General features: G+C 60.2%; 11 protein-coding genes and 1 pseudogene. 8 read left to right on the forward strand and 4 right to left on the reverse strand.

What is annotated here, in order from left to right; all coding sequences use genetic code 11:
- A pseudogene (locus AYJ54_RS51215) lies at positions 1 to 213 on the forward strand (protein-L-isoaspartate O-methyltransferase); the annotation flags it as partial.
- Between the two features lie 571 nt (positions 214 to 784).
- On the opposite strand, the gene AYJ54_RS08710 reads toward AYJ54_RS51215, so the two are convergent.
- Positions 785 to 2323: a rhamnogalacturonidase gene (locus AYJ54_RS08710; RefSeq protein WP_201724151.1), complete on the reverse strand. Its 1539-nt coding sequence runs from the start codon at positions 2321 to 2323 to the stop codon at positions 785 to 787.
- A 376-nt stretch (positions 2324 to 2699) separates the two neighbouring features.
- Here AYJ54_RS08710 and AYJ54_RS08715 point away from each other — a divergent pair, with 376 nt between their 5' ends.
- The 6 genes from AYJ54_RS08715 (at position 2700) to AYJ54_RS08740 (ending at position 10172) form a co-directional block, all read left to right on the forward strand.
- Positions 2700 to 4169 carry an ABC transporter substrate-binding protein gene (locus AYJ54_RS08715; RefSeq protein WP_063698360.1) on the forward strand — a complete coding sequence of 490 codons (1470 nt, stop codon included), beginning with the start codon at positions 2700 to 2702 and terminating at the stop codon, positions 4167 to 4169.
- A gap of 18 nt (positions 4170 to 4187) precedes the next feature.
- On the forward strand, positions 4188 to 5219 hold the full coding sequence (locus AYJ54_RS08720) for an ABC transporter ATP-binding protein (RefSeq protein WP_063698362.1): 1032 nt from the start codon (positions 4188 to 4190) through the stop codon (positions 5217 to 5219).
- Positions 5220 to 5290: 71 nt separating this feature from the next.
- Complete coding sequence (locus tag AYJ54_RS08725; RefSeq protein WP_136623557.1) at positions 5291 to 6268, forward strand: carbohydrate ABC transporter permease; 978 nt, start codon at positions 5291 to 5293, stop codon at positions 6266 to 6268.
- A 6-nt stretch (positions 6269 to 6274) separates the two neighbouring features.
- A complete protein-coding gene (locus tag AYJ54_RS08730) occupies positions 6275 to 7126 on the forward strand; it encodes a carbohydrate ABC transporter permease (protein ID WP_063698363.1) in 852 nt (283 codons plus the stop codon).
- Positions 7127 to 7978: 852 nt separating this feature from the next.
- Entirely contained in the window at positions 7979 to 9190 is a 1212-nt protein-coding gene (locus AYJ54_RS08735) for an ABC transporter substrate-binding protein (RefSeq protein WP_063698365.1), read from the forward strand.
- Positions 9191 to 9731: 541 nt separating this feature from the next.
- The gene (locus AYJ54_RS08740) at positions 9732 to 10172 is read left to right on the forward strand and encodes a MerR family transcriptional regulator (RefSeq protein WP_063698367.1); all 441 of its coding nucleotides are present in this window, start codon (positions 9732 to 9734) and stop codon (positions 10170 to 10172) included.
- On the opposite strand, the gene AYJ54_RS08745 is transcribed toward AYJ54_RS08740, so the two are convergent.
- Both AYJ54_RS08745 and AYJ54_RS08750 read right to left on the reverse strand, forming a co-directional pair.
- The gene (locus AYJ54_RS08745; RefSeq protein ID WP_063698369.1) at positions 10152 to 10559 is read right to left on the reverse strand and encodes a nuclear transport factor 2 family protein; all 408 of its coding nucleotides are present in this window, start codon (positions 10557 to 10559) and stop codon (positions 10152 to 10154) included. The genes AYJ54_RS08740 and AYJ54_RS08745 overlap by 21 nt on opposite strands.
- Before the next feature lie 159 nt (positions 10560 to 10718).
- Positions 10719 to 12515 carry an NAD(P)/FAD-dependent oxidoreductase gene (locus AYJ54_RS08750; RefSeq protein ID WP_063698371.1) on the reverse strand — a complete coding sequence of 599 codons (1797 nt, stop codon included), beginning with the start codon at positions 12513 to 12515 and terminating at the stop codon, positions 10719 to 10721.
- A 731-nt stretch (positions 12516 to 13246) separates the two neighbouring features.
- Between AYJ54_RS08750 and sugE the strand changes: the two genes are divergently transcribed.
- Entirely contained in the window at positions 13247 to 13561 is a 315-nt protein-coding gene (gene sugE, locus AYJ54_RS08755) for a quaternary ammonium compound efflux SMR transporter SugE (RefSeq protein WP_063698373.1), read from the forward strand.
- 35 nt (positions 13562 to 13596) lie between these two features.
- Here sugE and AYJ54_RS08760 read toward each other — a convergent pair whose 3' ends face one another.
- A complete protein-coding gene (locus AYJ54_RS08760; RefSeq protein ID WP_136623344.1) occupies positions 13597 to 14715 on the reverse strand; it encodes an amidinotransferase in 1119 nt (372 codons plus the stop codon).
- Positions 14716 to 14749: the final 34 nt, after the last annotated feature.

A 14749-nucleotide genomic window follows, 5' to 3' on the forward strand; every position in this document is an offset into this window, starting at 1 on the left:
GACAAGGTGATCGTGACGGCCGCTCCCGATCTCATTCCTCTTCCGCTGATCCACCAATTGAAAGCGGGTGGGAAAATGGTCATACCGGCCGGCCTGCCCAATACGCAGCAGCTCATTCTGGCGGAGAAACTTGCCAACGGCAAAATGACGATGAAGGAGATTCTGACCGTCCGGTTCTCTCAACTCGAGGAGACTGGATCCGGCTTGTGCTAAGCCGGTGGCGCATCCGCAGCGGAGCATGCCACAATGATCGAGGAGCATCAGCGCGGTTACCCTCGGGACCCCCACATGTCGCGCGCCGTCCACTTCTATTGGCCCATGATGGATTGGAGCGATTCACGTGCCAGATCAGAAACCGAATTGTCTAACGCGCTGAATTTCAGAAGTATCCTTGCTCAGTTGAGCGACCGATCGTACCACGGCCTGTTTGCCACCGGAGATGTTCGCTAGATCGTACGCTGGCTCGCCTCTCCCCTGCGCCCCTAGGATTTGAACCTACTCGGGGATACTCCAAGTCCGGCTATGATTGCGTGCTAACGGCAGCTTTTGATGAACTACAAAGGATTCCCGCCACGAGTTAGGCTGCCCTCCGATAGGAAAACAGTGCTTCCGAAAAAGTGGGTCTAGCGATGTAGCGGACCCCCGCTACCACGGGCCACGATTTTCTGCGCCCATCTACGATTTTGTGCGACCGCGTTCGCCGGGTGGTCGCGGTCAAGGGCATGCTAGCTTACTCGCTTGGTTGAGATGGTAACGCTGCTGAAGAATAAATTGACCTTTGTGTTCAGAGCTGCAGTTTTGAAATCGGACCTTTGATCGATACGTCCTTGAGGCCGCGGCTGGCGAGAGCGCGAAAATCGGAAACCTCATTGAGCGATACGGCCGCGCGGAGACCGCGGGGCAGCTTGACGCGCATGAGGTCGGCACCCTTCGCGTCGCCGAACCAAAACGATGAGCGCGCGTCGATGGTCACGCCCGCCAGTTCGACATTGCTGAATTCAAGATTCTTCGCGTGACGTATGTAGAAGTGCTGCGCCGGCAAGGGGCCAAACAGAGCAGGTTCAGGATAGTCGCTCGGTTGCTCGGAGGGCTGGAGCGCGGCCATCTCAGCCGTACCGCCACCCTTGTGCAGAAAGTAACAATTGCTGATCTTGATGTCTTCGACCGCATGTCCTGGAACGCCGCTGATGATCGATGGCATATCGTTCAGGGGCGCGTTGCAGGTGACATTGCTGATCAGAACGCGCTTGAGTGTGCCAACCGCAATGCCGGCGGGGCCGCGCAGGCGTGATCCGAGACGCAAGAATAGCGGCGCGTTGCGGATGTCGCGCATGGTGACCCCCGTCACGGTGATGTCCTCCATGATTCCGCCATCGACTGTCTCGAGCGCAAGGCCGCGGCAGCTTTCAAAGACGCAGTTTGAAATGGCGATGTTCCGGAATCCGCCATTCGATTCGGTGCCGCACTTGATGCGACCGGTGCGCTGCCAACCGTGATCCTCGAAATTCTCCGGAAAGCGCTTGAAGCTGCCGTCGATGAGAGAGCCGACCTGGTAGCCGCCTGTGACGTAGCAATTGGCAATCGTGACGTTCTCGGTCGGGCGCGCATAGCCAAGCGCAAACGAACTCTTCGGGCAGATCGCGTCGTCCCATGGCGAGTTTATGCTGCAGTTCGAGATGCGCACATTGCGGCAGCAATCGATGTTGATTCCGTCGCGATTGGTGTCGATCTTCAGATTGTCGATCGTCAGATTGTCGACGCCCGTCGCCAGAACGGCGAAGTGTCCGCAGGTGAGCATCGACAGGTCGCGAAGAATGACATTGTGGCAATTCTTTAGGGCGATCGCTTTGTTTCCCACGCCTGGTGCTTCGGCGAGCGGCAGTTCGGGATCGTGGTGTCCGCGGGCAAGCCCACGTCCCCAGATCAAGCCGGGTCCCAAGATAGCGACATCATGGATGTCCTCGCCCCAGATCAAGCTATTGTGCCAGTGATTGTGTCCGAAGTCCTGGAACGCCTCCCAAGGCGCATTCGGCTCTGCTGGATCGTAGCCTGACGTTGTTCCCTCTCGCGGGGTGTCGGCGGCTATGATCGCGCAGCCCTCATCAAGGTAGAGCGCAACCGCGCTTTTCAGGCGAAGCGAGTGGCAGGCGTAGCGACCGGCGGGAAAATAGACCGTGCCGCCCGTGCTGCCCGCTGTCTCGATCGCGCGATTGATCGCCAGCGAATCGATGGCTTTGCCGTCCCCAACCGCGCCGAAGCTGCGCACGTCAAAGACTGTGCTGGCACCGGAAGTCGGGGCGGCGGCCGCGTTTGTATCGGGCAAGATCGCGCACCCGATCGACGCGGCGGCTTTGCCGGCTAGCGTGAGAAATTCTCTGCGGGGCCGATCCATGTCGCGCCTGGCCGAGCGAAGGATGGTGGAGGCTCACCATCTTGGCCATGGAATTGGCGCAAGCGCTAGCCCACCCGGCCGGGGAAGGCTGCGGGTGCCCGTTACCGTGACCGTCGCGCAAGGTACGGTGCTTGCGGCGCAAGATGCAGCTTAGCCCTTCGTCGGAGAAACTCCTGCCGCCGATTGCCGTTAATTGATGGTCCAATGGGCTCTAATAGGAGCAGAAGGCGGTCGAACAAAACGTGTACAAATGGGGCTACGAGTTCGATCCCCGTCCAAAATTTTTCGGGCAAAAGGGAGAGAAACCATGGCCAAGCTGAGGAATAGCCCAGCGCTTCTAGCCTTGTCCGTCGCCGCTGCTGCGCTGTACGTGCTCGGTGCGAGCACGAACCTGTCAGCGGCGGAAACACCGAATGAACCAAGCTCTGGCGTCAAGCCGTCGCCCATAGAATTCCCGGTAAAATATGGGGCGCTGACCTTTCCCGAAAAATTCCCGGCCGGCACGACGCTGTCAATCACGCAATGGAGCCATTTCGTTCCGCGTTACGACAAATGGTTCGACGCCTATGCCCAGCAATGGGGAGCCGCACACAACGTCAACGTCGCCGTGCAGCACATCAGTTACGCCGACCTGAACGCGACGCTCGCCGCCGCCATTGCCGCCAGCAAGGGGCCGACGCTGATGCAGATGAACGCGACGCCAGCCGCCTTCATCCAGGGTCTGCAGCCCCTGGATGATGTCAATGACGCGGCCAAGGCGACCTATGGCGAGGGCGTCGCTCCGTGCACCCACCAGGCCTATCTCCCGGTCAAACAGCAGTGGTACGCCTATTGCGTGGGCTGGGTCGTCGATCCCGGCGATTATCGCATCTCGCTGTGGAAGGATGCCGGCTATCCACAAGGACCGGTCACATACGACGATCTCTTCAACGGCGGCCAGAAAATCTATCAGAAAACGGGAATTCCGGTCGGCGTCGGCATGTCGCCTGAGATCGACTCGGAGTTCTATGCGCGTTCGCTGATCTGGTCGTTCGGCGGCATCGTGCAGGACATTTGCGGCAACGTAACGCTCGATTCGCCGCAGGTGCTCAACGCAGTGAAGTATCAGGCCAAGCTCTTTCACGCGGCCGAAACCCCGGAGGTGTTCTCCTGGAATGCGGCTTCGAACAATCAGGCGTTCGTGTCGGGTCGAGCCTCCTACATCCAGAACTCGATCTCCTTCTATCGGACGGCTCAGGAATCCAACCCGAAGAATGCGACCGACACAGGCTTCAGGCCGGGGCTGAAAGGGCCGACCGGCGACGTCCACCAGACCGCGCATGTCTGGTTCATCTACGTCCTTCCGAAATACGTGACTGACAACAACCAGATTCTGGCGGCAAAGAAGTTCATGCTCGACCTCGCTGCCAACTACAGCAGCGATACGTACTACAGCAAACTCTATGACTTCCCTGCCTATCCGCCGACGGTACCGCAGCTCGAGCAGAAGGGCGGCTGGATCGATCACGATCCATGGGGCTCGGACCCGCCCGACAAGCTTTCGGTGCTCAGAGGAGCGCTCGCCTGGACCGCATGGCTCGGCTATCCCGGCTACGCCAATCCAGCCACGAGTGAGGTCTACAATACGTTCCTGCTGTCGACGATGATGGCGCAGGCGGCACGCGGCGAGAAAACACCAGAGCAGGCCGTCAAGGATACCGCGGCCCAGATGCAGCAGATCGTCGAGAAATGGAAACGGCTTGGCTACGTCGGGTGTGGCCCGGAGGCCAGCAAGTGAATAGCGAGGATCAGCGCGGTGGCCGTGTTGGAAGTCAGAGGGCTTACGAAACATTTCGGTGATTTCAAAGCCCTCAAGGGCATCGACCTGACGACGCAGGAGGGAGAGTTTCTCACCATCGTCGGTCCTTCCGGCTGCGGCAAGACGACGTTGATGCGGTCGATCGCGGGTCTTGAGAAGCCTACCGCCGGCGATGTCCTTCTCAACGGCAGGCTCATTACTCCGTTGCCTCCGCGAGCGCGAAACATCGCGATGGTCTTTCAAAGCTATGCGCTCTATCCGCACATGTCGGTGGCCGACAATATCGCCTTTCCCCTCAAGGCGCGCGGCGTGGCGAGGGCGGAGCAAGAGCGTCTGATCCGCTGGGCGACGGGAATACTCGGCATCGAAGCCCTGCTCCACCGCCGCCCCGCACGACTTTCGGGGGGCGAAAAGCAGAAGGTGGCGCTGGCGCGCGCGATCGTACGCAAACCTTCTCTCTTTATCTTCGACGAGCCGCTCAGTTCGCTCGATGCGCAGGTGCGGGCGTTGGCGCGCGCGGAACTCCGCCAGCTGCACGATCGTACTGGCGTTACCACGGTCTACGTCACTCACGATCAGGTTGAGGCTGTTGGCCTTGGCGATCGTGTCGCCGTGATGCAGGCTGGCGCGCTGTGCCAGATCGGCTCGCCCCAAGAGCTTTACAGGGAACCAGCAAACACGTTCGTCGCCGGGTTCATCGGCACGCCGCCGATGAACCTGCTGGAGCGCGGCGCTACAATCGTCGGCTTTCGCCCCGAGCACCTCATGCCGAGAGCGGCTGTGCCGGAATCCGAGGATGTTGCCACGTTTCAGGTGCATGTCGCGCGGATCGAGTTTCTCGGTTCCGAATGGCTCGCTTACGGCAGCGCGGATGGCGAATTCAGGAACGCCAAGGTGCTGTGCAAGTTGCGGCAGGAAGCGATCAGCAAGGTGAAGGTGGGCGAGGTTCAGGAATTCGTGGTGTCGCGATCCCTGCTACGGTTTTTCGACACGAAAACCGGCATGCACACGGCTGCCGCGCCAATTTGAAGAGCAGTTTTGCGACATGGAAAGGCGCTGCGTCGCGACGTGCCGGGCGGTCCGGCCGCGAGGGAGTTACCGTGAGGAACGAAGAAGGTTTCAGCAGACGCGGAGCAGCCGAATACACGAAGCCGCCGCAACAGCGGGCACGTATCGGAATAGCCGATCGCGATGACGTTGTCGGCGCGCTAATGCTGGCGCCCGCCGTTATCTATGTGATCGCACTTGTCGCGATGCCGTTTTTCCTTGCCATTGCTCTAAGCCTCAGTGGTGCGACAGTCGGCAATCCCGCCATTCAGCAGTTTGTGGGCCTCGACAATTTCATCAGTGTCGTCCGGGACGCAGCGTTCATGTTCGCTTTGCGTAACAGCATCATCATCACCGTGGCGACGCTGGTGCTTCTCACGATCCTGACGATCCTCCAGGTGGAGTTGCTCGCCCGCGACTTTCCCGGCAAGCGGCTTGCGCAAATCCTGCTCATCCTGCCTTGGGCCATGCCGGTGGCGCTCGCCGCCGTCGGCTGGCTCTGGCTGCTCGATTCAGAATTCAGCCCGATCGACTGGATCCTTCGCGCCGTCGGCCTGCTCGGCCCTGGCACAGTGCTCGGTCCGGCCAACAATCTCTTCTATCTCGGGCGCGAATGGCTCGGTATTGGCGCAGTCGTGATCATCAATGTCTGGCGCGCGCTGCCGCTGTCCACGATCATCGTGCTGGCCGGCCGCACAGCGATTCCGAATGAATTGTTCGAGCAGGCCGAGCTAGACGGGGCCGGCTATTTCCGCATCTTGTTTCAGATTACCTTGCCGGCGCTGGCGATCCTGCTCATAGTCGCCATCCTGTTCACGGTTCTCGTGATCTTCGGTGACATGACGGTGGTGGCGCTGACCACAAGGGGCGGACCCGGCTATACGACCGAAATTCTCCCATACTGGGCCTATCTCAAAGGCATCCAAGGTGGAGCGCTGAGCCAGGGCGCCGCAATCGCGCTGTTTCTGTTTCCAGTGCTGCTCGCCGTCTCCATCCTGGCCTTGCGTATGGCCTATCGCAGGCAGGAGTAGCAACCGATGCGCACGGGACAGACGCTTCGCATGATCGGCTTCTACGCTGCGCTGCTGTTGTTCTGTGGCTTCGCAATCTTTCCGGCGGCGTGGATGCTGATCACCGCTTTCAAGCGCAATGCCGACCTGTACGATCCGGCCAACAATCCGTTCCTGTTCAATGCTCCACCGACCCTGAGCCACATCGGCTTCCTGTTCACAGAGACGAACTATCCAGTCTTTCTCTGGAATTCATTGTTCATCGGCGTCATCGTCGTCGCCATCACGCTGGTGCTCGCGGTGCCTGCGGCCTACAGTCTGGCGCGTCTGATGGGGCATTGGGGTGAGCATTCGAGCATTGCGATCTTCCTCGTCTATCTTATTCCCCCCACGCTGCTCTTCATCCCGCTGTACGAGGTCGTGACCCTGCTCGGCCTCGCCAACACGGTTTGGTCGTTGATCCTGGTCTATCCGACGATTACGGTCCCGTTCTGCACTTGGCTCCTGCTCAGCTTTTTCCGTTCGATTCCGCGCGAGATCGAGGAGGCGGCCTTGACCGACGGCTGGAGCCGCGTCGGCGTCTTCTTCCGCGTGGCGCTGCCGTTGGCAGTCCCGGGCATCACGACCTGCATCGTGTTCGCCTTCGCGCTGTCGCTGAGCGACTACATCTATGCGGCGGTGTTCGTCAGCGCGACCACGAGTCGCACCGTGAGCGCCGGAGTGCCGACCGAATTGATCCGGGGCGACATTTATTATTGGCAGGCACTGATGGCGGCTACCGCCATTGTTGGCCTCCCGCTCGCCGTGGTCTATGGCCTGTTGTTCGACTGGCTGGTCAAAGGCTTTCAGGTCGAGCTGCCGCGTTCACCGCGGGCGTAACGGGGGTTCGACTGCGTCGTGCGAAGCTTGGATGAGGTATCTTGGCTCCGGCGGGTGTGGGGAAAAGCGGTAGCGCTCCCCCGCTACCAGATTCCATAGAAGCATCAGCCCGTTAGTTCGGCTCGAAGATCGTCCCCGCTGACCCACACTGTCCCGTAGCACATCGGTAGCGCGGTGTGCTCAGTCAGACGACAAACGAATCCTTGCCGAGGCAAGATGTCATTCGAAATCCCACAGGGCGTGCTTGATGCAGCTCATCAAGGATTCCGCGCCTCGCCCTACGAAGGGAGGAGGCTAGGATTCGTGGGGCAAATGCTGAATTGTGGAGCAGGCCCTGCAACGGCGTACAAGTCTCGCCCGTGCGCCTGCTCGTCCGCGCCTGTCTGAGGGACATGTCTTAGACTAGTGGTTCGATGCCGAGCGTACGTTGAGTTCGAATCCTTCTCGGCCTTTGGGAAACCTTCCAAAAGCGGTGCCATCCCGAAGAGCAGCAAAATTCACAAGGCGTTCGGTTCGGGAAACAAGATCGCGAACATTCCGGATGCACTGAAACCGTTCGAGACATTTATCAAGAGCCAAGAGCCAGCAAAAATGGATCTCGTGGCAGATCAAGGGAAACGAGTTCCTTAAGCTCGGTGATAGCTGCCCCTATTGCTCAACCGCCCTGACGGGGGCGGAAAAAGGGACACAGCCTTAGCCCTTGAGACATCGCGCCCTGTCGCTGCCATGCCGCGCCGATGCACGGCGCGGAAGCAAAAGCCAGCGTCCGGCTTTGCAGTGATGCCCTTCCCCTGTACCATCATACAAAGACGACCGGCATTCAGCAGTCGCTACGGCAAGGGGAGGGTTTTCATGCGTCGCAACATTATCGCCGCGATCGCGCTCCTGTTGTGGGGAGCGGGGTTGACCGCCTCCGCGGTCGCGCAGCAACCGGTTAAGCTCGGTGTCCTCAACGACCAGACGGGACTGTACGCGGATCTGACCGGCATGGGCTCGGTCCACGCCGCGCGCATGGCGGTCGAGGATTACGGCGGCAAGGTGCTGGGCCGGCCGATCGAAGTCATCTTCGCCGACCACCAGAACAAGCCCGACATCGGCGCCAACATTGCGCGGCAGTGGATCGAGACCGAGGGCGTCAACCTCATCCTCGACATTCCCAATTCGGCCGTGGGGCTCGCCGTGCGCGAGGTGACGCGCACGCACGACGCCGTCGACATCAACACCGGCGCCGCCACGTCGGATCTCTCCGGAAAAGCCTGTTCGCCGCACGGCGTGCACTGGAGCTTCGACACCTACGGCCTTGCGGCGACGATCGGCCAGGCGTTGGTGAAGCAGGGTGGGGATACCTGGTTTTTCATCACCGCCGACTACGCATTCGGACATGCCCTCGAGCGCGACACCTCAGCGTTCGTCACGGCCGCCGGTGGCAAGGTGGTGGGGGCCGCTCGCCATCCGCTCAATACCGCCGACTTCTCGTCCTTTCTGCTCCAGGCGCAAGCCTCGAAGGCGAAGATCGTCGCTCTCTCGAACGCTGGCGGCGACACCATCAACGCGATCAAACAGGCCGGGGAATTTGGCTTGGGCCGCAGCAGCGACCAGCGCGTGGCTGCGCTCCTGCTGCAGTTTCCCGACACCCACGCCCTTGGCCTCGAAGCGGCGCAGGGCCTGACCGCGAGCGAGACTTTCTTCTGGGACCTCGACGACGCGACCCGCGCCTGGACCAAACGCTTCCTCGCCCGCAACGGCGGGAAGCCGCCAAGCATGATCCATGCCGGGACCTACGGGGCGACGTTGCATTACCTCAAGGCGGTGGCGGCAGCTGGCACCACCGATGCGACCAAGGTCGTCGCCAAGATGAAGGAACTGCCGATCGACGACTTCTACACCAAGGGCACGGTGCGCGAAGACGGGCGTGTGATGCGACCGTATTATCTGCTGCAGGTCAAGAAGCCCTCGGAATCCAGATACCCGTTCGATTATCTCAAGCTCCTTGCCACGGTGCCGGCTGAGAAAGCGGCGCGGCCGCTGAGCGAGAGCGATTGCCCGATGGTGAAGCCCCGCTGAGATAGGTCGCGGCGACGTGTCGGCGGCTCGCACGCCCGTCGGCGTCGCTATCATCGGTTATTCTCCGACCTCGAGGGGCCGGTCGATGAAGCTTCGGTGTCCGTTCCGCTCGCGCACAAACGGGCGCTGTTCTATGGCGAGTGGCCTTCGAAGGGCGGCGCCCGGACCAGAGATGGATTGGTTCGCCTGCGCTCCGCTCGGCGCCCCTGGAATGGCCGGCTCTCGACCAGAGTGGTTCGGGAATGACCGCTTCTGGGGCCTGAGCCGACCAAGGCCGATGCGCGCCGCTACGTCGGCCTTCAGCGATCCTTCGGACATGGGTCCGCAGTCGCTTTTGCCGCGCTTATGACCCAACGCCGCCATTCGCTCGCGACGGTCCCTAGCGGCTCTCAATACCCCCTAGCCGCACCGCTATTCAATACCCACGTTGTTCCCTGTCATCTCGACGTTCTCTGAGCGGCGATCTAGTCCGACATAGGAGAGAATTTCGTCGGATTAGTTCGTCAGAGGCGCCTTCAGAAATACTGAACGAGACAAGAACATGCAGCGAGAGCTTCGAATCGGAGACGTGGCCAGCCGAACGGGTCGCAGCATTCACACGATCCGCTGGTATGAGGCTCAAGGGCTGATACCCGGCGTTACGAGAGACCGCGGGGGGCGGCGCATCTACAGTGAACATCACGTCGGCTGGCTGGACCTGATGGAGCGGCTGCGCTGCACCGGGATGTCCGTCAAGCAGATGCGCGAATATACGGTCCTCGCAAAGCAGGGCGCAGCGACGCTGAAGGAGCGTCACGCTCTGCTCACAGGTCACCAGCGGCGCGTTCAGGAGAATATCAGGCGATGGTCTGAAGCCTTGGCACTCATCGAAGCCAAAGTGGAATTCTATGAGGAGTGGATTGCCAAGGGTGAACGGCCCACCGTGGCGCCTCATCGGCGCGTTAAGGCTGGCTCGGCCTCGTTACCTGCCGGGCGGCCCTAGCACCCTCTCGACCAATGCCGTATCCATGTATTCGGTCATCCCGCGCAGTTTCCCATCCGCCATACGGATGACGAAGCAGTAGGTATTGGCATAGAGTTGGCCTGCGACCGTCGTCGCGTGGCCATGGCACTCGGCGACCACACAATCGCCATCGGCGAGGATGCGGGTTGCCGTGATGCTGGAGGGTGCAGTGAATTGCCGGTAGAGGGGCTTCAAGAGCCGCTCTTGCACTTCGGTTTTGCCGACATACTCGCCGGACCAGGCAGTCGAACCGACAATCCTCCAGACGAAGTCATCGGACATGGCCGCCATGAATGGAGCGTGATCGCGACGTGCGCGTGCATCCATGATCTTCTTGATGAAAGCCTTGTTTTCGGTCGGTGTCATGGCTGCCTCCTTAGATCCGGTCAGCCATCCTTGTACAAGTTAGAGTGTGCTCTAGATCAAGGCCCTTCTGAAGCGGACATTGTGGTGGCAAGTGCGGAAATCCGAAAGATGAGCACGGGGCTCGCAATCCGCGAGCCCCGTGCTGTGCACTCAGCAACTTCAGGCCTTGTGATGGACAGTCTGCAGGCCATAGACCGGCGTCGGGATGCCCTCGTGTCGCGCCTTCAACTGCAGGCAAAGGAATTGCGAGTAGTGTCGCGACTGATGCAGATTGCCGCCGTGGAACCATAAACCTTCCTGCTGTGTCGGCTTCCACATGTTGCGCTGTTCGCCTTCCCATGGACCGGGGTCCTTTGTCGTATTCGAGCCGAGGCCCCAGACCTTGCCGACCTTGTCGGCCACTTCTCGACTCACGAGGTCAGCGACAAAGCCATTCATCGAGCTGTAGCCGGTGGCATAGACGATCACGTCCGCTGGCAATTCCTTACCGTTGTCGAGTCTGACGCCGTTGGGCACGATTTCCTCGACCTGGCCAGCGAGCAATTTGATTTTGCCGTCAATGATGAGCTGAGAGGCGCCGACATCGATGTAATAGCCTGAGCCGCGGCGCAGATATTTCATGAACAGCCCGGAATCGTCGTCACCAAAGTCGAGCCTGAAGCCCGCCTTCTCAAGCCCGGCGTAGAAAGCGGCGTCATCCCGGCGGATCTTGTCGTAGACCGGCTTCTGAAACTGATTCAAAATCCGGTAGGGCAGCGAGGCGAAGATCAGATCGGCCTTCGCCGTCGTCATTCCGCTGCGGACGGCTCGTTCGGAATAAAGATCGGCGATGCTCTCCATCAGCGAATCCGAGCGCACAATGTGCGTCGTGGAGCGCTGCACCATCGTTACGTCGACGCCCGCCTCGTACAGCGCAGCGCAAATGTCATGGGCCGAATTGTTCGAGCCGATCACCACCACCTTCTTGCCCTTGCAGCCGTCGGAGCCAGGATGGCGTGAGGAATGGTGCTGCTCGCCCTTGAAGGTTTCCATTCCTTTGATTTTTGGCATGTTCGGCTTGGCCGACATGCCGGTCGCGAACACAAGCTGCTTGGGCCGCAGCGTGATCTCTTTGCCATCACGTTCAAGGACGACGGTCCATTCCTTCTTGGTGTCGTCCCAATTGGCGTGCTTGGCTGTGGTGTTCGTCCAGTAGTTCAGCTCCATGACCTTAGTGTACATTTCCAGCCAGTCGCCGATCTTGTCCTTCGGCGAGAACACAGGCCAGTTCCTGGGGAAATCGATGTAGGGCAAGTGATCGTACCAGACGGGGTCGTGCAGACAGAGCGACTTGTAGCGGTTGCGCCAGGAATCGCCGGCGCGCGCGTTCTTTTCGACGATGATCGTCGGCACACCGAGCTGGCGCAGCCGCGCCCCGAGCGCAATGCCGCCCTGCCCGCCGCCGATGACAAGTGCATAGGGCTGGGTCTTGAATCCGAGTTGTTCGACTTCCTCGTCACGCAGTTCCTTCCAGGTCTTGGCGCCGGGATTGACACCGTGCCTGGCGCCGAGCGGCCGGCTGAAGCCAGCCTTTTCCTCATGGCCCTTGAGTTCGGCCATGGTCGTCAAGAGCGTCCAGATCTGGCCGTTCTGCAGGCGAATGAGACCATATCCGCGCGCGACCTCGGTCTCGAATGAGATCCAAGACTCGGTTACGCCGCCGGCCTCGGTTGGTGTTTCACCCTCAGCGACCTTCCAGCTGCGCGGCTTCACGTGCGCGAGGCGATGCGCGAGCATGTCGCGGATCTGATCGCGGCCTTCCATTGTCTTGATGTTCCAGGTGAAGGCAACAAGGTCGCGCCAGTAGCATTCCGGAGCGAACATTTCCACGGCGGCATCGAGATCGCCCGCCGCAAGCACGGCTTCAAACCTGTCGAGGAAAACCTGGACGCGCGCGCTAAGGGTAGTGTCGAGCATCACTTCCTCCCGGATGTCGTTTGCAATTTTTCTGCGCAGGTAGCGTCACCTTATCCCAACTATCGCGGGAATCCAGACTCGTGCGGCAGGGTTCCCGGCGGACCTCACCGCCTCTCAGCGCTCGCCTGCAGCTCTTTTTGCTGCGATGCATGAGTCCATGGATTGGCCCTTCTCGGATTTTCCGACGCTAGCTCCAATGTCTGGTCCGAAGACCAATCCGGACATCGAGGTGCAGGCGCGCGCGTGGGTGTTTCAGTGGGGGCCTAAGTCGCTCGATGGCCGACTTCTTCCATAACAACGCATACGTGAACCGCGCGAGTGACCTGGAGCTGCCGGCAACTGTCTAAGCCCAGGTCAGCTATCAGAGCAAAGGCCGACCAGCTTCGCCGCACTGGGTACGGCCGTCTCCGACCCTGCGCCGACCATCAACCTATCGCGCTTGGTACGCGACCTCGGAAGCAAGCCGCTTCCCGACATCAACAGTCACATCGTGACGCGGTAACGAAGTCCCCTTAGGACTGGATGCCATGGGAAACGCTTATCTGAACCAGACAGATCTGCCGCAGGCCGTTAGTATGCGGGGATAAAATGACGCAGGGCGACCAGACGGCGTTGGGGCACTCATCTCTTTGGGACAGCCTCGCCCGATGTTACTGCAGATCTTCCAAGCGTTGATTTGGGGCACACCGAGAGAGAGAGTGCTCGTGGTTCAAGCATTTTAGGGTACTCCCATGGCCTGGCTCTTTCTGCTCATGGCTGGCCTGTGCGAAATCGCTTGGGCGATCGGCCTCAAATTCACGGAAGGCTTCGCGCGCCTTTTGCCAACAATCGGCACGGTCGTTGGTATGGCGGCCAGCATTGGGTTCCTCGGACTCGCCCTTAAGTCGCTCCCGGTCGGTACGGCCTATGCGGTGTGGACGGGCATTGGCGCTGTTGGCACCACCGCGCTCGGCATCTATCTGTTCAACGAACCCCTTACGTTGCTTAGGTTAGCCTGCATCGGCTTTATTCTCGTGGGCATCATCGGACTGAAAATCACCTCTTAGGCGGAGCGGCGCGATGAGACCTGTTGGAGGTCAGCTCAGAAGTAGCTTTCCAACGTGCCGCGCCGCCGGACGTCGAGCGTGGCGCAGTGGAAGGCGCCACCAAATGCCGCATAGTGTAAGAACTTGCAGGAAATCGGTTCGAATCCCCAATTCTCAAACGCACGCATCGTTGCGGTATGATGTGGATCTACGATGACGCGCTTCTCATCCACCATCAAGACGTTCATGTTGAGCCATTTCCCGCATAGTGAAGTGACCCTCAGCACAGGATCGGTGATCGGGTCGGACTCGGGGGCCACGAGGATGTCCCATCCTTTCAAGACGGCCGGAAGATGGTCGACGTCGATGTACTCGGGATTGATCAGGATCTTGCCGGGCCCAAGCGGCAATATGGTGGTGTCGATGTGCATTGGATTGGGGCAGCGGCTCTCAATCTCATGGATGCGATAACTGTCGCCAAGGTGACGACGCAGCCATTCAATGCCGGACGCATTGGTGACGTTGCTGCGGGTCACGAACAAGTCGCGTCCACAGCGAAAGAAGTCGGCGGCGTCAAAGACCGGTTCGAATTCGGTGAGAATGTATGAGATCGGCTCGCCTTTCTCCGGAACGCGAAATTCAGGGTCGAACAGTTCGTCCGTCAGTTGCGGTCTGGGCGCGCTCGTCCACCGCGCGCCACGTTGGAAATAGTCCTTCAGGATCGCACGATAGGACTGCGTCTCGAAGTAGCGACAGGGCCAAACCATTGGGGTTTCGATGATCTCGTCGCCGATCACGAGCATGCTGTCGCGCGGGCAGGAATTGCAGAAGCCGCGCGAGGACCATCCTGGCGTGCTGAAGCGCTTCCTGTGGTCGACAGCGTCCGGCCGTCTTACGATGATGCCCAGCGACTGTAGCAGCGCAACAAAGCCATCAAGCTCACGCTGGGCCGGCTCGATCATGATCCTTGGGTAACGAAAGCCTGCGAGCAGCGACTGAGCACGCGCTGCCATGCCCGGAATGTTGCAGGTGACAACCGGATGATCGGATGGGATGACCGCACCCTCAAGCCTTCCGACGATCACTTCCTCCAGCGCGCCCCACTCGTTGTGTGAGTTCACCGGAGAAACTCGGGCCGATGGAGCGGCATCCGAACCGCGACCGTGCGTGACCATATCCATGCACGAGACCCTCTGCGCTACAACAGCC

It is taken from the genome of Bradyrhizobium centrolobii (assembly GCF_001641635.1).
GTDB classification, from domain to species: domain Bacteria; phylum Pseudomonadota; class Alphaproteobacteria; order Rhizobiales; family Xanthobacteraceae; genus Bradyrhizobium; species Bradyrhizobium centrolobii.